This is a genomic window from Alloprevotella tannerae ATCC 51259 (genome assembly GCF_000159995.1).
GTDB classification, from domain to species: domain Bacteria; phylum Bacteroidota; class Bacteroidia; order Bacteroidales; family Bacteroidaceae; genus Alloprevotella; species Alloprevotella tannerae.
In genome coordinates this window covers 656,285-675,416 of record NZ_GG700642.1, presented here as the reverse complement: position 1 = coordinate 675,416, position 19,132 = coordinate 656,285, and the positions used below count along the sequence as shown (strand labels likewise).

Genomic DNA, 19,132 nt, shown 5'->3' with positions numbered 1-19,132 from the left:
TCGTTTGTCGTGAGCACTTTCCGGTAGTCTTTCTCTTTAGTTGTGTTGTTATGCGTCCTTGTTGTTGCTTTCCGGCCCTGCTGTTGGCGGACAGGCCAAGTCGAGCAGACGTTGAAGGCAAGTAGAAAAGTCGAGGCGCGAAGTGTCTAAGGAGAGTGCCGGATGTAGCGGCGCTTCAAAAGGCGCAGAGATGCCCGTGAAGTTAGGAATCTCGCCGCGGCGAGCGCGAGCATATAAGCCTTTCACATCGCGCGCTTCGCAGACTTCCAATGGGGTTGAAATATAAACCTCTTTGAAATGCTCCCCGCCAATGATCTCTTCGGCCATAGCACGCATAGCCTGCGTCGGACTGATAAATGCTGCTATCGTAATAATGCCGGTATCGACGAAGAGTTTGCCAACTTCAGCGATACGGCGAATATTCTCGCGGCGGTCTTCGGCGCTAAAGCCTAAGTTGCTATTCAGTCCCGTGCGGATATTGTCGCCATCGAGTAGTCGGCAGAGGCGCCCCCGTTGTAAGAGTTCGCACTCTAAAGCCAAAGCCAGCGTAGTCTTACCCGATCCGCTTAGGCCCGTAAACCAAAGCATCACGCCGCGCTGTCCGAGTAAGGCCTCATAGGCAGAGCGGTCGGCCATCTTGTCGAAGACGGGATAAATATTCTTCGTTGCGTCCATATTGTAAGCGGATTGACGAGCTGTAGTTTTCGGCAAAGTTACAAATTTTAAGTACACAAGATACCAGCTTTGCGTAATAATTCTGAAGAAATAATGCACATAAACCTCGACTTGTGCTGACGGATTGCCGCGCTTTTCTTGGGCGCAATTATACAAATGCTGCGCTCGTGGCGGAAAATGGCGTCAAGCGGATTCTTTTTTTCGTTTTGTGGCGCTTGTCGTAGGCAAATAATTCGTATTTTTGCCGATGATTTATTATTATCATCATACAATTTATCTTATGCAACACACAGACAAGACGCTTTGGCAAGTCGTAAAAGGATGTTTCAACGCCTTGCCTTATAAAGAGAATGAGGAAGAAATCATACAGGACATTAGTAGAGGTGTCACGTTTTACGGCGCAAACCTTTGGATTCTCGTCTTTGCGGTCTTTATTGCTTCGCTGGGCTTGAATGTTAACTCGACGGCCGTTATTATCGGCGCCATGCTTATCTCTCCATTGATGGGCCCGATTGTCGGAATGGGACTCTCCGTAGGTATTAATGATTCAAGGCTCTTGAGTCGTTCGCTGAAGAATTATCTGGTAGCTACAACCATTAGTGTGATTACAGCGACCATTTATTTCTTGCTTACGCCGCTGACCGAGGCACAATCTGAACTGTTGGCGCGCACTTCGCCCACGCTCTACGATGTACTGATTGCGCTCTGTGGCGGGGCTGCCGGCATCTTGGCACTCTCTGTTGGAGAAAAGGGCAATGTAATTCCGGGTGTAGCCATTGCTACAGCGCTTATGCCGCCACTCTGCACGGCCGGTTATGGCTTGGCTATGGGCAACTTCTCTTTCTTCTTCGGCGCTTTTTATCTTTACTTTATCAATACGGTCTTCATCGCTTTGTCCACATTTGTCGGTGTGAGGATGCTGCGGTTTCGACGTAAGCAGTTTATTGACGCTGCTCGGTTTTCAAAGGTGAAGAGATACATCATAGGCATTGTCGTGCTTACGATGTTGCCCGCGGCCTATATGACGGTTCAGATCATTCGCGAGAGTGTGTTGGATAGCAATATGCGAAAGTTTACAAAGAACGAGTTAACTTTTAAGGGGACGCAAATACTTTCACGGAAAATAGATGAGAAGACTAAACAGCTCAATATCGTAGCCTTGGGCAGCCCCATTACTTCTGAAGCTATAAAGCGAGCACAAGCGCGCTTGGCTGACTACGAATTGGGAGCTTATCGCTTGCACATCATTCAAGGCGCTCATTCAGAGAGTTTGCTGTTGAGCCAAGCATTTCAGCAGGGCGCGGGTCGAAGCGATGTCGACAATCAGAAGTTGCTTATGCAGGCCGAGCAAATCAGTCGCTTAGAGGGACTACTGCAAGGCTATGCGAAGTATAGTCAATTGGGCATAGACATTCGCCACGAAGTAAAAGCCGTTTATCCCGCAGTAGCCAGCATCAGTTTGTCGCGTGTTACGGAAGCACGCACTGATACCTCTTCAGCTCGCCAATACGTCTTGGCCGTAGTGGGAAGTCCTAAAGGCTTGGATAAGACAGAGCGAAAGCAGTTGCAAAACTGGTTGAAAGTGCGCACAAAAGCCGACAGCCTGCGCCTGCTCATTACACCATAACGCTATAATAATACGTACAATGACGATGCGACGGTGCACTTTATGCCGCCCGCTTATTGTGCTGATGTTCTGCTTGGCGAGTCTGTCCGGCTTAGTTGCACAAGTTGCGCCGCCTACGCCTGCGGATACGATTCCAAGTGCGATTATGTATCGCATCTCGGGCAAGGGTTTGACGCAACCTTCCTATCTTTTCGGGGCGCTTCACGTCTTGCCCCACGAGTTTGTTACTCGCAGTCGTGCTTTTATGAACATTGCTTCCGGCGTTGATCGTATTGTTACGGAAGTCGACGTTCGTCAGTTGGAAGCGTTTAATCGGAAAAATGAAGCTGCGTCTAAAGCACTTATGGAGCAGTTGCTTCCGCACATTACGCTGCCTGCCGACAGTCAGTTACAAGTTGTCTCGCCCGAAGCTTTTCATCTGGTCGATTCGCTCATTCATCATTATCATTTGGAGCATTATATCAGTGGCGCTGACTCTTGTTGGTGGCGTTACGATCCGGGCGTCATAGCCTTGCCTATGCAGCAAATGGCCTTATATATGTTTAAGGCAATGGGCTACGGGCGGATGGGAATGTCGCCTGAGAGTAAGTCGCAAGTGATAGATCTTTATATGGGCACTTTGGCCGATAGCCTTCATAAAGAATATGCACAGTTGGAATCGCTCGAATATCAGAAAGAAATGCTGCCCTCGCTCATTATGGACTTTAGCGAGGTAAAGATCGATTCTACCTTTCTTAGTAATTTCCGCACCAATATAGCATCGATGGGTAATGTCGCGGAGCGGGCCAAACTATTACTTGTTGTTCTGAGCGCATTGGAGAATTCTTGCGCAGATTGGGAGCGTCTCTTGACGGCTTATATGGCGCAAGATAGCCGACGTGCAGTCGAAGTAATGGTGAAGAGTAATGGCGAGGCTATAGATCAGGCGGCAGAAAAGCTCCAAATCTCTCCTCGCAACAAAAGATGGCTGAAAGCGATGCGGCCGATGATGAAGCAGAAGTCTACGCTCTTTGTCGTCGGTCTCTTTCACCTTACGGGCGTTCCCTCCGATCAGGGCATCCTCGAAGCGCTCCATCAGGAAGGCTATACGATCGAAGCTGTGCGACTCTGAAAGATCCTCGTCGATTTGTAGCCTCTAAAAAAGATTTAGAGGTACATTAATGTTATCCCTTTGTCACTATTCTTTCAATAACTTCTCCGGGTGCTTTAACTCTTCTATAAGTTTGTCGACCATCGTGCAAGGTTTGTGGTTTGCGTAGTCTGTGCCTTTATATAATGTGCGTAGTTTCTTAGCATAACGTATGGCTAAGCCCTCACTGCCATGTTGTTGAAGTAAACGGTAAATGTTGGGGTTGCCTTTCTCATACTCGAAGTTTGTATCTCCCATTTTCTTTCTAAAGAACTTTTGAAGCTTTTCAATATAAGCGTTGCGTTCAATGCCTGTGTCAAGATACTCGAAATGTAGATTGTACCATAGTTCAAAAGCTTCATTGGTCCAGGCACATTGGAAGCCCAACTTCTTTGCTTTCCTTATGGCTTCGTTGAAATCATTAAAGTTATCCTTATCAAATACAAGCCACACGCGATCAAAAGCCATTGCGTTCTTACGTTCTAACTCTTGCTTTATTGCTTGTGCTCTGTCAACCAAGGCTACCGTTGCCCGACCTTCGCCTTCGATGGTTACTTCGCGAACAGTAGAGGTGTGGTCCTTAATAAGCGCTTCAAAATAATGTGGTTCTGTCTTCGTACCTTCACAGACGATTAAGAATCGTACAAGTTTCTTTCGCGTTTTCTCCCTGCGCTTTTGGGAGGCCTTAGCTTTTCGTCGTTCTCGCTTTAGCTTTGCGATTTCTTCCTTTCTCGAATATCCCATAGCAACTCCTATTTCCCGATAAAAGGAATAGCACCATAACGTCCGCGAATGTAATCGCGCTTAATGTCGCGATCGTTGCGAATCTTCTTTCCCTCTTCATCTTTGAACTCAACAAGTGAGTAGATGTCTGTAGACTCTACCTTATCCTTCTCTGCGAACCAAATTTGGTCGCGACGAATAATATCTAAGTCAAGTAGATTGGTGTCGTGTGTAGCAAAGATAAGCTGTGCGCCGTGCTTGTTCTTCTCCGGATCCATAAAAAGGAGTACGATATTTCGAGTCAAAAGCGGGTGAAGTTTCGCATCCAATTCATCTATGATGAGTATTTTCCCTTCTTTCAAGGTGTTGAAAATCGGGCCGGAAAGCTCTATTGCTTTCTTAGTCCCCTCCGATTCCATTTCATCTTTGTAGAATTTGCGTTCACCAATCACTTGTCCGTTCTCATCATAAATGTTGTGAGTGGTTGTCGATTCAATGATAGTGCCTTCTGCTAAGCCCTTTTCCAGCTCTGCTTTTATCGGATCCGGTGTATTATCCAATACCTCTTTAGGTATATTGGCTTTCTCTACCGAGAAACGAGAAAAACCTAGTTGCAATGTACTGAAGAAGTTCAAAGCCTCATCAGCTCCTTCTAAATGTTCTAAAAACATTTTTTTTGTAAAGTCTACATAGCGATCATTGTTTATTCCTGAGAGGGGATAACATTGTCCGAACCAGCCCATTATTGAGTTGGATTTCTCACCCTTTAGCTGGGCTACAAGTGAGAGGAATAATCGATTTGAGTTAGTCAAATCCTCTTTTCCCATACCCTCTGGAAATCTTGTTGGTGAGACTGCTATTGCATCTCGTGAACGTACAAAAAGCTCATACTCTTTTTCGCCAAACCGTTTTTCATACAACCATTCAGAGATAATAGTAGTGTCGTTATATTCAAAGCCGTAGCGATAAAGGGCTTCACCTTTAATGAATTGTATTTCAAATGATGTAGGCTGCGAATTAGAGTTCTCGTCCAAGGCAAAAGGATCATAGGGAAGTGTATCACCTACATTCAGACGCACGGAATGTTCGATGATGTATCGCATAAAGGCAATTGCTTGAATGAGGTTGCTCTTGCCGCTGGAGTTTGCGCCATAAAAAATAGTTAGGGGAAGTAAGTTGTATTTATTATTTCTGATCACAGATGCTTTATGCTCCTTTATGGAGCTTGCCTCCATGCTAAAAGTGCGTTCTTGCTTAAAAGAACGATAATTTTTGACGGTGAAGTTAACTAACATGCCTCAAATATTTTTTGCAAAGATATGATGGATTCTCTTCGCTGCCTATTAAATATGAGAAAAAAACTCATATTTGTGCACCCAGTTGTATTTTTTACCCAAAAAGGAGAGGGTACGTTAAATTGCACGTATTGAAAAGTGCTGTTCTCCTCAAGTTCGTGCAAATTAGGAATAGTGGAGACGGATTGTCAACTATGGCTGCTTGGCGAGTGGGGATGAGAATTGATGGGGAAATAAGGAGAGCAGGAGCGAACCTTAGGGGGGATGTCCACTTGTATGAGCATTGCTTGATGGCGGATAGCGGGAGAGTGCTTGCGGGAACGGAGCGAGCGCGGGCGAGGTGCGTGGGCGTAAAAATTAGGTGCGGTGATCGTTTTTGTTGCAAGCGGTTGGTGTAAAAAATCCAAGGTTGCGGATTTTAATTCTAAGGCTTGGGAGGTTTTTTTCAAGGCTTGGAAATTTTGTCCCAACGGTTCGGGCAAAGTTGGGACACGCTTTTCGCTGAAACAGATAGGTTTGTCGATTCTCTTGGAAGGCTTGCGTGGTGGGATGATAATACATATCTTTGCCTTTGCTAATAGGCCGATGGCGGGACGCATAGCCGTGGGGAGGCTGGGCCGCTTTATTCGTCAAAAGTGTGTGCTGCCTACGCGCTTACTGCTGTTTGGGCGGGCGCAGCAGACGCGCCGCTTGTGCGGTTTTTGCGGTGCGGGTGCATCAGGCCTATGAGCAGAAAGACAAAGTGTATATGTGAAATAATGAATTTGCAGTATATGAAAAAGTTTTATTTAAGTCTGGTTTTAGCAATGCTCTGTGTGTTGGGTTTGGAGGCACAGACGCCGGCAGAACTTCGTGTGCAGTTTGCTCAATTGATCCAAACCTATCAGAAAAAGTTGCCTAAGAAATATGATAACGGTGTGAAGATAACGCAAGTTGAGGTTACAGACAACGACTTCGTGATGTATATAGATGTGCCGGACGAGCAGGTAGGCGATTTTGAGCAGTTTAAGACCATGCTTTCGCTTTATAAGGGTAATTTTGTGAAGATGCTGTATGAAGCGAAGGATGCAGAGGTGGCGCTCTTTGCCAAAACGGGCTTGAATCTGAAGGTGAACATAAGAGCAATGCCCTCCAAAAAGGAGACTGTGTTTGCGATGACTGCCGCCGAATTGGAACTGGCGAAAGGCTTGTCTGTGAATCCTGATCAGCTTCCTTCGATCGTTGAAGAGATGAGGAAAACATTGCCTCAAGAATGGGGCGATGGGCTTTCGCTGACAGATCTGTATCTGGAAAAGGACAATCTGGTGTATAAGATTAAAACTGACGAATCCGTTTTAACGATCAATCTTTTGAATATGGTGGATGATAAAGACGGCGAGGATGTGATCAAAACTATGGTGCTGAATGAAATAACAATATCGGGAGATGATGGCGTGAATGCGTTTGCGAACACGCTGATCCGGGCCCACTTGGGTATAAAACTGGTGTTTTGGAGTGATCAGTCGGTCAAGCGGGTTACGTTTTTTATATCTCCTGAAGAGATTGAAAGCCAAGTGAATGCAATGCGTTGAGTCGGCGCTACTTGTTTTATTGCTACTGTGTGCGCTTTCTTGAACAAAGCCGCTTGATTTTCGAGGAGATTCAAGGATAAAAAATGCCTGCTTCCTTAAAGAAGCAGGCATTTTGCGTATGGGGTCGTGGGGTTATTGCACGACTTTAATCGTAGCCATATTATCCATATCTGTGGGGTCTGTGCCCGCATAGACACGTAAGGTTCTGCCGGTGCCGCCTTGCTTGGGTTGGGCAATCAGCGTGAACTTATGCTCTCCTTTTTTGGCTTTGATGGTAAGCCATTGATAGGTGACGTTCATTGAGTCGCCGTCTTGTTGAATCTGAGCAGCTTCGCCGTCTCCGTCATCGTCTGCTATACCTAACAGATAAGGGGAATCATTGCCTTTAATCTCTTTGCTGCCTCCGGCATTACTGAAGTTTACGTTGCTCGGATAGCCATAATTGCTTGTCTTTCCGCAGCCGGCAAAAAGTAGCGGCAGGGTGAGGAGTAAGGCGAGGAAGGCTCCTCTTGTTTGCTTATTGGGTTGATGCATAATGTTTGTTTTTTTAGAAACGAGGTCTCGTTTACTGTACAACTTTGATTTCAGCTTCACTATCCGTAATGGGGGCGTGAACGTAAAGCTTCCTACTTTTACCCGACTGTTTGGGAGTGGCAATAAGTTGGAGTTTGGTGTCGCCCTTCTTGGCTTTGATGGTAAGCCATTGGTAACTTACAATCATTGAATCGCCAGCGGCACCAAATACTTTACTTACTTCTCCACTCCCATTGTAATCGCGTATTTCGATAAGATAAGGGGCATCATTTCCTTTTACTTCTTTGCTGCCTCCGCTCTTGGTCAGAACAACTTTGCTTGGATAGCCATAGTTGCCCGTTTCGCCGCAACCGGTGAAAAGTAGCGGCAGGGTGAGGAGCAATGTATACAATGTCTTTTTCATATTATTAAGATTGATAGTTTGCCGTTTTGTCGGTTGTCTTTATTTGACTATTGCTCTTTTCTGTCTCGAGCAATGCGGGGCGTTATGAGCGTAAGGTGCTGCAAAGATAGGCTTAATGTTTACATTAAAGCGCTATTTCTTCCTTTTTTTGTGGTAGGGTTTATTTATTTAAGTGGAATGTTATCTCTCCTTATACATACTCTGATAGATAACAAGAGGTTAAAGGCTTAGGCAAAGCATAGTCCATAGCAATAGCTTAGCGCTTGTACGCTCAGGCGGGTGGCAAAGCATCTTCTCGGCCGTAAGTGCCGCGATACTGAGCCGGCAGAATGATCATCAAGTTGCGCGCCGTAAAGTGACGCTCCAACTGTTCAGGCATTCGCGCAAAGTAGTTTTGATAAGAAAGCGTCCCCGGCCGCGCAATGATAAAGACGGCCAAATGGCTTTCGCGCGTTTGTATGGCTAAGGGCAGGAAGTTGTCCCAATCGGTATACTCATTATACGTAGCCTGCAAGCTATAGCGCTGTTTTGCCCAGAAGATTTTCAACGCTCGCTGCGTATGCTTGCCGGCGTGCACGTTGATCCGACAGCTCAACTGCCCTGCCAATTGGGCAATGTGGGCGGCCCATTCCGCGAAGCCCGGTTCGTATTCCGCATTGTCCGGAACAAAGAGTTGCAAATGGCGAATCGTGTTGGGCGAAGACAGCGGACGATACACGATGATCTGCTTGTCGACGGCGCGGAAAAGGTCCGTGGCCAAGCGACCAAAGAACTTCTCAAATAAGTGCGCCTTGTGGTGAAGTCCGATCATCAGCGCATTGGCATCCGCCTCTTTCATCGAGTGAGAAAGCCCGCTGACGATGTTGACCGACCACCGACTGCGCGTCTGTACGTGCACATTGGCCGAGGCCGCTATCTGCGCCGCCCTTTCAAGGAGTTGCAGGCCTCTTTCCTGCGCATTGGGCTTGTCGTCTCTGATGATATTGACAGCCGTGATGAGCGTCCGTTTCTGCGTAGAGCGGAGTAGTAAAGCCATATTTATCAAAGGCTCGACCGTCGTCGGATTACTCAAGGCGATGAGCATATGCGGCTGCACCGTATCGGGGCGGGCGGGCGCTTCCTCCGTGTCTAAGGCCAACTTGCGCGCCGAGCGCTCCGTGACGAGCGAACTAATGAGGCAAGAAACCAAGATCAAGAGCATCGTCCCGTTTAAGACCTGCTCGTTGAGCAGTCGGCTGCCGTCGGGCAGATGTATCTCGTAGCCCACAATAACAATAGCCAAGGTGGCTGCGGCGCGCGCATTCGTCAGACCGAAGAGTAAAGCTCCTTCCGTTTTATGCAAGTGATAAACCCGCCGAACTACGCGTGCGGCCAGCCATTTGCCCAGTGTGCTGACGATGATCATAACGAGGGCGATCTTCACGGCCTCAATACTTTTCAGCGCGCCGACGTCTACAATCATTCCCACACCGATGAGAAAATAAGGAATGAACAAGGCATTGCCGACAAATTCGATGTGCGTCATCAGCGGACTCGTGGCCGGAATGTGTTTGTTGAGAGCCAAGCCGGCTAAGAAAGCACCCAAAATGCCTTCCATTCCGACAAACTCCATCAAGCCTGCACCTAAGAAGACGAGGCTTAAGACAAATATATATTGTATGACGCCCTCGTTGAAACTTCTAAAGAAAAGGCGGGCGAGCATCGGGAATAAGAAGACGATCGTGGCACCAATAGCTATCGTCTTTAAGACTAACCAAAGGAGAAAGAAGTCGGAATGCGCCTCTTTGAAAGATCCGCCTACGACGGCCAGCATTAAAAGCGTCAGCGTATCAGCTACGATCGTACTGCCTACCGCGAGATTGACGCTCTCGCGCCGCGAAAGGCCATAGCGCAAGATGATCGGATAAGAAACCAGCGTGTGAGAAGCATACATCGCCGACATCAAAACGCCTGCGACGACCGAAGCACCTAAGATGAGCGTATTGGCGCCGAAGCCTAAAGCTATCGGGATAATGAAGGACAGCAGGCCGAAGACCAAGGCTTTGTAGCGTATCTTCCACAGATCTTGCAAGTTCATTTCGAGCGCTGCGAGAAACATAATATAATATAGTCCCACTTTGCCGAAGAGCTCAAAACTGCTATCGCGAGCCAAGATGTTGAAGCCGTGCGGGCCGATCAATACGCCGGCCGCAATCATTCCCACAATGGCCGGTACGCGCAGGCGCTCCAAAATCATCGGCGCAATCAGAATGATGCCGAGGACAATGAAGAAAATCCACGTGGGGTCAGTGATGGGTAAAGGGATCATATATATAATGTATGGTCTGTGTCGCGAGAGGGGAAGCCCTAAGTTTGCTCGCTCACTTGGCGAGAGACTTGCCTGCTTGAGCTAAGTCCTATTCGCCCACTTGAAGCGAAGTGCATAGTTCTTTTTTTGTGTCTACTAAAATGCGCAGCGCACAGCCGAACCGCCAAAAGTTGCCGAAGCTTTCCTTTTGTTTGTCGGAAAGAACGCTCGCGGCCTGTTATTTTTTGCAAAGTAACGAATTTTCTTCCGCATAATAAGGTCTTTCGCCCTAAAATCTCTAATTTTGCCGACAATACGACGGAGCATTTATCCTTCCGTCTTCTGAATAGTAGCATTTCCTTTCAGAAAAGGACATAACAAATTAGCAAACGAACAATATGCGAGTAGCAATAGTAGGCGCCAGCGGCGCTGTCGGGCAAGAGTTTTTGCGAGTCTTGGCCGAGCGAAACTTCCCCGTAGACGAACTCCTTCTTTTTGGCTCACCAAACAGTGCGGGCCGAACCTATACTTTCAAAGGCCGCGATTATGAAGTGAAACTTCTGCAAGAGAATGACGATTTCCGCGGCGTGGATGTTGCCTTTGTCTCTGCCGGCGGCAGTGCTTCGAAGCGCTATGCCGAGACGATTACCAAGCACGGTGCCGTGATGATCGACAACTCCAGTGCCTTCCGTATGGAGGACGATGTTCCCTTGGTCGTGCCTGAATGTAACGCCGAAGACGCTTTGACTCGTCCACGCGGCATTATCGCCAATCCCAACTGCACTACCATTATTATGGTCGTGGCTTTGAAACCGATTCAAGCCCTATCGCCGATTAAGCGCATCCGCGTCTCTACCTATCAGGCCGCATCGGGCGCCGGAGCAGCTGCGATGCAAGAATTGCAAGAGCAGTGTCGTCAAGTGCTCGACGGGGAGGAAGTAAAGGTCGATAAGTTTCCCCATCAGTTGGCTTTCAATATGATTCCGCAAGTCGACGTCTTCACCGACAACGACTACACTAAGGAAGAAATGAAAATGTATTACGAGACGCGCAAGATTCTCCATTCCGACGTGAAGACCAGCGCTTCCTGCGTTCGCGTCCCCAGTCTGCGTTCTCACAGCGAGAATATTTGGATAGAGACCGAAGCGCCTGTCTCCGTCGAGGCTGTGCGTAGCGCTTTGTCCGCTGCGCCGGGCATCACCTTAGTCGATGATCCCGCTCACGGGCGCTATCCTATGCCGCTTGAAAGTGCCGGTCGCGACGACGTGTATGTGGGCCGCATCCGTCAAGACCTTGCTGATCCCTGCGGACTCACCTTGTGGCTCACGGGCGATCAGATTCGCAAAGGCGCAGCCCTCAATGCTGTGCAGATAGCCGAGTATTTGATTAAAGTAGGACAATTAAAATAATCCCTATCATAAGGATACAACAAAACGCCCACCGGAGCAGTTAGCTTTCGGTGGGCGTTTTGTTTTGCTTATACCGTAAATTGCCTAAAACGGCCAAAATATCGGCACGAGCAGAATCGTAATGACCAAAGCCAAGATATTGAGCGGGAGGCCTACGCGTGTAAAATCAGCAAACCGATAGCCGCCCAAGCCTTGCACGATCAAGTTTGTTTGATAGCCGATAGGCGTAGCGAAACTCGTAGATGCGGCGATGCAAATCGTGATAAAGAAAGGCGTCGGACTAACGCCCATCTTTTCGGCAATGGATAAAGAAATTGGAAAGATCAAGGCTGCTGCCGCGTTGTTGGTCATCAATTCTGTAAACAAGTCGGTGATGATAAAAATCACGGCCAGCAAGATTAAAGGCCCAAACCGATCGGTCAGCCCGATGGCAAACTGCGCGATGGCGCCGGCGAGTCCGGAGTTAAGCATTGCCTTGCTGATGGCAAAGGCCCCGGCTATGGTAATGAGAATATCCCAAGAGATAAATTTCGTATACTTCCTTGGCGGATAGATATGAAGCCAAGCCATTAAGCAGGCTACGACTGCGGCGAAGAAGAACATATCCGGCCGGAAACTGCCGCCGGCTTCCCCCTTATTCATCTCGCCCAGCGTTGCGCCGATGATCATTGTGATCAGCAAGCCCAGCGCCGTCCATCTCTTCCAACGCGCCATCTTTGGTTCCGTCTCCTGTTCGCCGGAGACCATTAAGAAGAAAGAAGAATCGCCCCAGTTCTCCATAAAGTTTCGGTCAGCCATCAATACGACCGTGTCCCCCTCACGATAATTCAACTTGCGCATATCCCGCATTAAGATCGTCTTACCTCCGCGCGATATTTCTATGGGAAAAGCCCCGTATTTCTTTTTGAAATCGAAGTCGAAGACCGATCGTCCGATTGCCGGAAAGCGCGCCGACAGAACCACCTCTATACGCTGAAGATCCTTGCCCTTGAAATTACCCGCGTCGGCCAAGTTAATCGGCTCGCGCGCTTCGGGAAGCAGTCGATCACTAAAGAGAATCAAGTAAAGCAATCCGAAAAAGGCGATAAAGATGCCCACCTTTCCAATCTCAAACATCGAAAAGCCCGGAAAACCTGCCTCCGTCACCAAACCATCTACCACCAAGTTGGTCGATGTTCCGATCAGCGTGCACATACCTCCCAGAATCGTGGCGTAAGAGAGCGGAATTAAAAATTTCGTAGCCGACAAATGCTTTTGTTCCGCCCAGCGTTTCAGCATCGGGGCGAAGATAACCACTACCGGCGTATTATTCAGAAAGGCTGAAATAAAGGCTACGAAAGGCAAGGATAAGAGTTGGGTGCGCTTAACCGAAGTATGGCGTTTGGGCAATATATGCCCCACAAACTTCTCCAAGAGTCCGGAGCGCCTCACCCCTTCACTGATAAGGAAGAGCAAGGCTACCGTCATCAAGCCCTTGTTGGCGAAGCCCTCCAAGAGTTCTTTCGTGGAGAGTAGTCCGCCACAGTAGAAGACGACAGCCCCTGAAGCCATCACCAATCCGGGGCGCAGGCGGTCCCGTACCAGCGTGGCAATGATGCCGACCAATACTAAGATGGCAAAGGCTATCGGGTGAGCCATATCAGCTCTTGCAAGTTACGATAAAATCAGGATTGCGCAGATCGGCCTTGTTATAGACGAGCGGCTGGTGGCGTTCCGTGTCGACCACCTCTCCGCCGGCGGCCCTTACGATCGCATCGCCGGCTGCCGTGTCCCATTCCATCGTAGGCGCGAAGCGCGGATAGACGTCGGCCGATCCCTCTGCCACGCGGCAGAGTTTCATCGAACTGCCCGCAGATATTAAAGACAAGTCCGGATGGTCTTTGCGCAGCAAGTCTATGTAAGCCTCCGTTTCGCCGGAGAGGTGAGAGCGCGACGCTACAACCACGAAACCCTCGTGTTGCTTTTCAATGGGCAAGCGTTGCGCTGCACGAATAAGTTCCTCTTCTGATTTAGCGACGGTCACGTCGCCCACTTTGAATGCCCCCATCCCCTCCATACCGAAATAAAGCGTATGTGTTACCGGCAAGTAGATGACGCCGGCCATCGGGCGTCCGTCTTGCACCCAGGCGATGTTGACTGTAAATTCGTCATTACGTTTTAGAAATTCCGAAGTCCCATCCAGCGGATCCACGACCCAAAGGCCCGGCCAATTCTTACGCTCTTCATAGTCGGGAAGTGGCCCTTCTTCGCTCAGAATGGGGTGTCCCGTGGCGTGCAAGTGTCGCATGATAATATCGTTGGCGCGTCGGTCGGCAAGCGTGAGTGGCGTATGGTCTGCTTTCTCTTCTATTTCCCAACCTTCAGTGGGTTGAGCATAAATCTCCAATATAGCTTTACCTGCTTCAAGCGCAGCCGGAAGAGCCGCGCGCAGGAAACCGGTCGGATTGTACATAATGAATGGTTTTTTGGTTCCGCAAAATTAACTCAAACTTAACAAAAAACCAAGCCAATGACGTGGTATTATCGCCCTTTCTCTGCTGATTCTTCGGCTTTTAACGGAAGATTTTCGCGCACAATGCGAAAACAGTAAATAAACATTAAAATATAAGGGTGCGTTACTTATGTTACGCTCAGCCGGTCGCGCAGCCAATACCTTTGCCGGCAAATAAAGATAAGGAGGTTAACAATGAAACAAAACATTTCCAAGTATGCTTCGCGAACGGTAGGCGAAATCGTGGCTGACAACTATGCTGCGGCTGACGTGTTTCATCATTTTGGAGTCGATTTCTGTTGTCACGGCGCTGACAACTATCTGGAGGCGGTCGGCAAGGCCAATGCCGATCCTGAGCGTGTAGCTGCCGCACTTGATGGCTTGCATGCGCAGCCGGGAACGTCCCCCGATTTTAAGCAATGGCCGACGGATTTATTGATAGATTACGTCTTGAAGATCCATCATCGCGGCATTCGTCGCGACGGCCCTGAGATGCTTTCGCTGATGCACAAGGTTGAGCAGGTTCATGCTGAAAATCATCCCGAGTTGCACGAAGTTGCGCGGCTGCTCGAAGGCTCTTTGGAAGCACTTGAGGAGCATTTGCAGAAAGAAGAGCAGGTATTGTTCCCCTACATGTATGAAATGTATGCAGCCATCGCGCGGGGCGAGCGCCCGATGCCTTTCCATTGCGGCTCGATAGCTATGCCTATCAACGTGATGGAGGCGGAACACGACGGCGAGGGTGAGCGTTATCGCCACATTGCGGCGCTGACGAACAACTATACCGCGCCGGCTGACGCGTGTGCCTCTTATCGGCTTTTGCTCGACAAGATTAAGACTTTCGAGGCCAATCTGCACGAGCACATCCATTTGGAAAACAACATCATTTTCCCGGATGCCATAGCCGTCGAGGCGGCATCTGTGGCCTGAATATACGGGCTTTCAGTCCTTTTCTTCGGAAAGGGGCAGAGGCGAACGGCGGAGTCTTGCAAGGTGCTCCGCCGTTTTTTTAATTGCGCGGCGAAAGGCGAAGGTGACGTCTTGAAAGGCACACTCCGATGTTGACTTTTTTACGGCGCGCCGTGCGCAACAAACGGCTCCCGGCGCAACAGCTGAGTTTTTTATCACGACAACAAAGGTTTGCGCTCGTGATAAAAAAGGCTTCATTTCGTGATAAAAAAGGTTTCACCTCACGAGCGTAAGCGCAATAGGCGGGATGGGCGCGCTTTTCGCCCACTTTTCGTTTCTCCAAAATCAAACGCCATGCCGTGCAACGCTGACCGAGATCGCGGCTCTTCGGCTTTTGCACCCACAGTTTCGCAATTTATCTGTATTTTTGCCCATTGTTAGCGTATGGTTACTGATCCTTTATACTTCCCATCCACGTTGCGCGGGAGCGTAGACTTGTCCGGCTCAAAGAGTTTGAGCAATCGGGCACTCATCATCGCGGCCTTGGCGGATGGAGATTATACGCTGCAGGGCCTTTCGCAAGCTGAAGATACGCGCCTGTTGGCGCAAGCACTGCAAACGTCGGCCGCGCAGGTCGACATACGAGGGGCAGGTACGGCGATGCGCTTCCTGACGGCTTATTATGCCGCCAGCGGCGGAGCGCACTGCCTTACGGGGAGCGAAAGAATGAAGCAACGGCCCATAGGTCCGCTTGTAGAGGCGCTCCGCAGCCTCGGTGCTGACATAGATTACACGGAAAAGGAAGGCTTTCCGCCCTTGCGAATTCGTGGGCGGCAGCTTCGCGGCGGCTGTTTGCACTTATCGGGTAGTGTAAGTTCGCAGTATGTTTCGGCACTCTTACTCATTGCCCCTTATTTATCAAGTTCGCTGCGCCTCCGCTTGGAGGGAACCATCGTATCGCGCCCCTACATCAATATGACTTTGGCCCTGATGCGCCACTTTGGCGCCCAAGCCGGATGGGAGGCGGAAGATACGCTCATCGTAGCGCCTGCGCCTTATCAATCGACGGCCCGGTATCGGGTGGAAATCGATTGGAGCAGTGCGGCTTGCTGGTACGAAACTGTCGCTTTAGCGACCGACCCCGCCGCCCGCCTGCTCTTGCGCGGTCTGCGCGAGGAGACGTGGCAGGGGGATGCGCGCGTGCAAGATTATTTCTTGCCCTTGGGCGTCAAAACGACCTTTTGCGCCGAGGGGGCTGTGTTGGAAAAAACGGAGATGCAGTCGGGCGCAATCGTATTTGACCTGAGCGGACAGCCCGACTTGGCGCAGTCGCTCGTGGTGGCGTGTGCCGCTTTGCAACGCCCGTTCCGCTTCACGGGTTTGCAGACCCTGCGCATCAAAGAGACCGACCGCTTAGCCGCTTTGGCGAGGGAGTTGGACAAACTGGGAATAACCGTGGCGGTAGAAAACGATGAATCCATCCGCTCCGTGACTTACGCTTCCGCGCCTGCACACTTGCAGCCCGTGGCTACGTATGAGGACCATCGCATGGCATTGGCCTTTGCCCCTTGCGCCTTGCGCTTTCCCGGTCTTCAGATTGCCGAGCCGGCAGTTGTGAACAAGTCTTACCCGGGCTTTTGGGAAGCCCTCCAATCTTTGTTGAAATGACCGTACTTCTATATGCTTTGCTGGCGCTCTTCGGTTTTGCGGCTTTGTTTGGCTTATATGATTATTACAAACAAAGGCGCGGGCGGAGCGAAAATGCACCTTCGGAGCCGAAAACGCAGCAGCCGCAGCGGGCGGCTTGCGGCTTGACGGATGTATGCACGATGAACTGTGCGCTCGCTGCGCCTCAGGAACCGGCAGAGTATTATGACGATGAGGAATTAGACGTTTTCAAAGGCATTCGTTCGGATCAATATACGGCTGAACAGACAGCTGCTTTTGCAGAAGTGCTGGATACGATGCTGAAAACGGACGTGCACGGCTGGCTACGCTCACTGCACAAACGCGGCATCCAATTGCCGGCAACCTTAAAACCAAAGGCGCTGGCTATTGTTCGCGAAGTAGGGCCCGCGCACGCTCGATGATCGTATCGTAACTGCGGGCGTAGTCGGCCGAACTTATGTCGACTTTGACGTCCGGACGGATGCCGCCTTCGGTCGATAGGCCTTCGGCATCATACATTGGGCAGGCGGAGAAGCGCAAATGCCACCCGTTGGGCAATTCTGCATTGAAAGGCAGTCCGGCGCCGCCCCCCGTCTGATCGCCTACAACCGTTACGTTCGGCAAACCTTTAAGAAAGGCTACAAAACTATTGGCGGCGCTGAACGTGCGTCGGTTGGTGAGGATGCAAACTTTCTTCTGCCAGCGCAGACCTGCGAAGGGGCGGATGGTGATGGGGCGCATCGCGGAGAAATCTTTGTGTCCTTTGCCCGTTTTGTGCTGTATAAAAGCGCGCACCATAGGCTCGTTGAAAAAAAGTGAAGCCAATTGCTCCGCCGAGGTCAGCATTCCGCCGCCGTTGCTGCGCACGTCTATGATCAATCCGCGGCAAGGGCCGAGCGTTTTCAACATTTCTGACAGATTTCCATTGCCAAAGGCGTAGTCGAACGTACTGCAGCGGACGTAACCTATGTTGTCGTCGAGCACACGATAGGCCAACGAACTGCCTACGTAGTACTCGTCGGCGCGCCCCAAGTATTTATGCAGCAGAGAATCGCTGAAGTTCATCGGAAAATTGTCGTACCAAGCGCCGTAGCGATTCACGTTGTGCGCCGCCGAGAGGTTGACGTGCCCATCGCGGAGTTCGTTGACCATTTTTCCCAACACTTCAAATAATTGGCGCGACGTCATTCGCTCATTGATCATCGGCGTGTAGCGGGCGTGGACCTCATTCCAATCCAAACCAAAGCTTTTTTGCTTCTCTTCAAAAAAGCAATAATGTTCATCCAACGTCTTCCAGCAGGATTCAAAGTTGCCGCGGCGCGTATCGGAAGGTACTTCCTCCGTAACGCAGCCCGCCGGCGTGAAAGCAAGTAAAAGCCACAATCCGGCGGAGGCGAGTGGGCGCAAACGGCGGCGGAGTAGGGCGCAAGGGGGAAAGAAATGGCGCAAACAAAGAGGTGTTTTCATTTGACTACGTATATATGGCGCGTATATCCGATTAAAAAACGGTGATTCCAGGCGTGATATTTCAAACCGTTGACGCGGCGTTGGTGAATGTCGGCCTCGTAACCGATGGATAAGCGGGCCTTGCGGAAAGGTAAGGATAGGGTGGTGGTCCATCGGACCTCCGGCGCGTTGCCCGGGAACGTGACGCGCACATTCTTGTCGTAGTGGCCGAGCGAAAAGATCTCATAATACGATTGCCCATAGTTGGGAGAAAACATCAAACCCACCAGCGGAAAATCTGCTTCCGTGCGGATGCGTATCGGTTTGTTGCCGACGCGGAGCGTGTACTCCGCGAGTCCCGTTGCGGCGAAGGCCACTGCAGCTCGTCCCTGCGCAGGATTATTTCCGTTGCGCGTGTTGTAAGTAAAGCCCGTTTGACCTTCCAATGCGCCGCCCGCGGCAAAGCGCCAACCCGTATAGAGCGAAAAATTGTAGAGAAGGGCGCCGCTTCCGCTAAGTAAGGCGTCCCATTCCTTGCCGTTGTCGGTGGGCGAAGCGAGATAGGCTGCGTGAAGCGAATATCGGGCGCGCACCGTCCAGCGTTGGGCGCCGAAATGCGTAAAGCGCTCGGTGCGAAAACTTGTGCCCATCGTCGTACCTTTATATGCCAAGGGCGAAAGATAAGTGTCGAGCAAGTTTTCACCGCCTATGCTAAACAGCCACTGATGTTCCGTCGTGCGCGGCGCAGAGAGGCAAATAAAGCTGCCGGAGAGTGCTTCCGCAATAGCGGAGTCGTACGGCGTTTGCGCCGAATCTGCTTGCACAGGATTTTGGGCTGAAGCGCCGAACGCCAAACTTGAAAGCCAGCCGATGATGATTGAAGCAGCCTTAATGCGCTGCGATTTTATCCTCATTTGATTTGTTTTTGCGCCGACGAGGTCCGGCGGCGGCCGTCCTTAGACGCA

At 50.1% G+C, this 19,132-nt stretch carries 18 protein-coding genes; 8 read left to right on the top strand and 10 right to left on the bottom strand.

Annotation, left to right across the window (positions count from 1 at the left end; translation table 11 throughout):
- Positions 1-48: 48 nt before the first annotated feature.
- Positions 49-675: an adenylyl-sulfate kinase gene (gene cysC, locus GCWU000325_RS02845; RefSeq protein ID WP_006254537.1), complete on the bottom strand. Its 627-nt coding sequence runs from the start codon at positions 673-675 to the stop codon at positions 49-51.
- Between the two features lie 280 nt (positions 676-955).
- Between cysC and GCWU000325_RS02840 the strand changes: the two genes are divergently transcribed.
- Complete coding sequence (locus tag GCWU000325_RS02840) at positions 956-2,302, top strand: TIGR00341 family protein (RefSeq protein ID WP_006254535.1); 1,347 nt, start codon at positions 956-958, stop codon at positions 2,300-2,302.
- A gap of 19 nt (positions 2,303-2,321) precedes the next feature.
- Positions 2,322-3,413: a TraB/GumN family protein gene (locus GCWU000325_RS02835; protein WP_154646558.1), complete on the top strand. Its 1,092-nt coding sequence runs from the start codon at positions 2,322-2,324 to the stop codon at positions 3,411-3,413.
- 66 nt (positions 3,414-3,479) lie between these two features.
- Here the strand turns inward: GCWU000325_RS02835 and GCWU000325_RS02830 are convergent, their stop codons facing one another.
- Both GCWU000325_RS02830 and GCWU000325_RS02825 read right to left on the bottom strand, forming a co-directional pair.
- The gene (locus GCWU000325_RS02830; RefSeq protein WP_006254533.1) at positions 3,480-4,175 is read right to left on the bottom strand and encodes an RloB family protein; all 696 of its coding nucleotides are present in this window, start codon (positions 4,173-4,175) and stop codon (positions 3,480-3,482) included.
- An 8-nt stretch (positions 4,176-4,183) separates the two neighbouring features.
- Positions 4,184-5,449, bottom strand: a complete 1,266-nt coding sequence (locus GCWU000325_RS02825; protein WP_006254530.1) for an AAA family ATPase — start codon at positions 5,447-5,449, stop codon at positions 4,184-4,186.
- 366 nt (positions 5,450-5,815) lie between these two features.
- On the opposite strand from GCWU000325_RS02825, the gene GCWU000325_RS02820 reads away from it, so the two are divergent.
- Both GCWU000325_RS02820 and GCWU000325_RS02815 read left to right on the top strand, forming a co-directional pair.
- Positions 5,816-6,178: a hypothetical protein gene (locus GCWU000325_RS02820; RefSeq protein ID WP_006254528.1), complete on the top strand. Its 363-nt coding sequence runs from the start codon at positions 5,816-5,818 to the stop codon at positions 6,176-6,178.
- Positions 6,179-6,222: 44 nt separating this feature from the next.
- Positions 6,223-7,020: a hypothetical protein gene (locus tag GCWU000325_RS02815; protein WP_154646557.1), complete on the top strand. Its 798-nt coding sequence runs from the start codon at positions 6,223-6,225 to the stop codon at positions 7,018-7,020.
- 132 nt (positions 7,021-7,152) lie between these two features.
- Here the strand turns inward: GCWU000325_RS02815 and GCWU000325_RS02810 are convergent, their stop codons facing one another.
- The 3 genes from GCWU000325_RS02810 to GCWU000325_RS02800 all read right to left on the bottom strand — a co-directional run bounded on the left by GCWU000325_RS02810 (position 7,153) and on the right by GCWU000325_RS02800 (position 10,265).
- Positions 7,153-7,554 (bottom strand): hypothetical protein, encoded by a 402-nt coding sequence (locus GCWU000325_RS02810; protein WP_006254526.1) that lies wholly within the window; start codon positions 7,552-7,554, stop codon positions 7,153-7,155.
- A gap of 31 nt (positions 7,555-7,585) precedes the next feature.
- Entirely contained in the window at positions 7,586-7,957 is a 372-nt protein-coding gene (locus GCWU000325_RS02805; protein ID WP_006254525.1) for a hypothetical protein, read from the bottom strand.
- Positions 7,958-8,228: 271 nt separating this feature from the next.
- Positions 8,229-10,265 (bottom strand): cation:proton antiporter, encoded by a 2,037-nt coding sequence (locus GCWU000325_RS02800; RefSeq protein WP_006254523.1) that lies wholly within the window; start codon positions 10,263-10,265, stop codon positions 8,229-8,231.
- Between the two features lie 377 nt (positions 10,266-10,642).
- On the opposite strand from GCWU000325_RS02800, the gene GCWU000325_RS02795 reads away from it, so the two are divergent.
- Positions 10,643-11,653, top strand: coding sequence for an aspartate-semialdehyde dehydrogenase (locus tag GCWU000325_RS02795; RefSeq protein WP_006254521.1), 1,011 nt, complete (start codon positions 10,643-10,645; stop codon positions 11,651-11,653).
- 84 nt (positions 11,654-11,737) lie between these two features.
- Here the strand turns inward: GCWU000325_RS02795 and GCWU000325_RS02790 are convergent, their stop codons facing one another.
- Positions 11,738-13,291: an SLC13 family permease gene (locus tag GCWU000325_RS02790; protein ID WP_006254520.1), complete on the bottom strand. Its 1,554-nt coding sequence runs from the start codon at positions 13,289-13,291 to the stop codon at positions 11,738-11,740.
- 1 nt (position 13,292) lies between these two features.
- A complete protein-coding gene (cysQ, locus tag GCWU000325_RS02785; RefSeq protein WP_006254519.1) occupies positions 13,293-14,105 on the bottom strand; it encodes a 3'(2'),5'-bisphosphate nucleotidase CysQ in 813 nt (270 codons plus the stop codon).
- Between the two features lie 234 nt (positions 14,106-14,339).
- Between cysQ and ric the strand changes: the two genes are divergently transcribed.
- From ric to GCWU000325_RS02765, 3 genes are all read left to right on the top strand, one after another.
- The gene (gene ric / locus GCWU000325_RS02780; protein ID WP_006254518.1) at positions 14,340-15,074 is read left to right on the top strand and encodes an iron-sulfur cluster repair di-iron protein; all 735 of its coding nucleotides are present in this window, start codon (positions 14,340-14,342) and stop codon (positions 15,072-15,074) included.
- A 423-nt stretch (positions 15,075-15,497) separates the two neighbouring features.
- Positions 15,498-16,721: a 3-phosphoshikimate 1-carboxyvinyltransferase gene (locus GCWU000325_RS02770; RefSeq protein WP_006254516.1), complete on the top strand. Its 1,224-nt coding sequence runs from the start codon at positions 15,498-15,500 to the stop codon at positions 16,719-16,721.
- Positions 16,718-17,143, top strand: a complete 426-nt coding sequence (locus tag GCWU000325_RS02765; RefSeq protein WP_006254515.1) for a hypothetical protein — start codon at positions 16,718-16,720, stop codon at positions 17,141-17,143. The genes GCWU000325_RS02770 and GCWU000325_RS02765 overlap by 4 nt, the downstream gene beginning before the upstream one ends.
- On the opposite strand, the gene GCWU000325_RS02760 is transcribed toward GCWU000325_RS02765, so the two are convergent.
- The gene (locus GCWU000325_RS02760; RefSeq protein WP_006254514.1) at positions 17,106-18,188 is read right to left on the bottom strand and encodes a S41 family peptidase; all 1,083 of its coding nucleotides are present in this window, start codon (positions 18,186-18,188) and stop codon (positions 17,106-17,108) included. The genes GCWU000325_RS02765 and GCWU000325_RS02760 overlap by 38 nt on opposite strands.
- Positions 18,185-19,081 (bottom strand): DUF3316 domain-containing protein, encoded by an 897-nt coding sequence (locus GCWU000325_RS02755; protein ID WP_006254513.1) that lies wholly within the window; start codon positions 19,079-19,081, stop codon positions 18,185-18,187. Before GCWU000325_RS02755 ends, GCWU000325_RS02760 begins: the two co-directional genes overlap by 4 nt.
- Positions 19,082-19,132 lie beyond the last annotated feature (51 nt).

What these genes read in the sequence shown, in the direction of transcription:
- GCWU000325_RS02835 (WP_154646558.1), top strand. Translation starts at nt 2,322, where the DNA reads ATGACGATGCGACGGTGCACTTTATGCCGCCCGCTTATTGTGCTGATG.
- GCWU000325_RS02815 (WP_154646557.1), top strand. Translation starts at nt 6,223, where the DNA reads ATGAAAAAGTTTTATTTAAGTCTGGTTTTAGCAATGCTCTGTGTGTTG.
- GCWU000325_RS02760 (WP_006254514.1), bottom strand. Translation starts at nt 18,188, where the DNA reads ATGAAAACACCTCTTTGTTTGCGCCATTTCTTTCCCCCTTGCGCCCTA.
- GCWU000325_RS02830 (WP_006254533.1), bottom strand. Translation starts at nt 4,175, where the DNA reads ATGGGATATTCGAGAAAGGAAGAAATCGCAAAGCTAAAGCGAGAACGA.
- ric (WP_006254518.1), top strand. Translation starts at nt 14,340, where the DNA reads ATGAAACAAAACATTTCCAAGTATGCTTCGCGAACGGTAGGCGAAATC.
- GCWU000325_RS02810 (WP_006254526.1), bottom strand. Translation starts at nt 7,554, where the DNA reads ATGCATCAACCCAATAAGCAAACAAGAGGAGCCTTCCTCGCCTTACTC.
- cysC (WP_006254537.1), bottom strand. Translation starts at nt 675, where the DNA reads ATGGACGCAACGAAGAATATTTATCCCGTCTTCGACAAGATGGCCGAC.
- GCWU000325_RS02805 (WP_006254525.1), bottom strand. Translation starts at nt 7,957, where the DNA reads ATGAAAAAGACATTGTATACATTGCTCCTCACCCTGCCGCTACTTTTC.
- GCWU000325_RS02840 (WP_006254535.1), top strand. Translation starts at nt 956, where the DNA reads ATGCAACACACAGACAAGACGCTTTGGCAAGTCGTAAAAGGATGTTTC.
- GCWU000325_RS02770 (WP_006254516.1), top strand. Translation starts at nt 15,498, where the DNA reads ATGGTTACTGATCCTTTATACTTCCCATCCACGTTGCGCGGGAGCGTA.
- GCWU000325_RS02755 (WP_006254513.1), bottom strand. Translation starts at nt 19,081, where the DNA reads ATGAGGATAAAATCGCAGCGCATTAAGGCTGCTTCAATCATCATCGGC.
- GCWU000325_RS02765 (WP_006254515.1), top strand. Translation starts at nt 16,718, where the DNA reads ATGACCGTACTTCTATATGCTTTGCTGGCGCTCTTCGGTTTTGCGGCT.
- GCWU000325_RS02825 (WP_006254530.1), bottom strand. Translation starts at nt 5,449, where the DNA reads ATGTTAGTTAACTTCACCGTCAAAAATTATCGTTCTTTTAAGCAAGAA.
- GCWU000325_RS02795 (WP_006254521.1), top strand. Translation starts at nt 10,643, where the DNA reads ATGCGAGTAGCAATAGTAGGCGCCAGCGGCGCTGTCGGGCAAGAGTTT.
- GCWU000325_RS02790 (WP_006254520.1), bottom strand. Translation starts at nt 13,291, where the DNA reads ATGGCTCACCCGATAGCCTTTGCCATCTTAGTATTGGTCGGCATCATT.
- GCWU000325_RS02800 (WP_006254523.1), bottom strand. Translation starts at nt 10,265, where the DNA reads ATGATCCCTTTACCCATCACTGACCCCACGTGGATTTTCTTCATTGTC.
- cysQ (WP_006254519.1), bottom strand. Translation starts at nt 14,105, where the DNA reads ATGTACAATCCGACCGGTTTCCTGCGCGCGGCTCTTCCGGCTGCGCTT.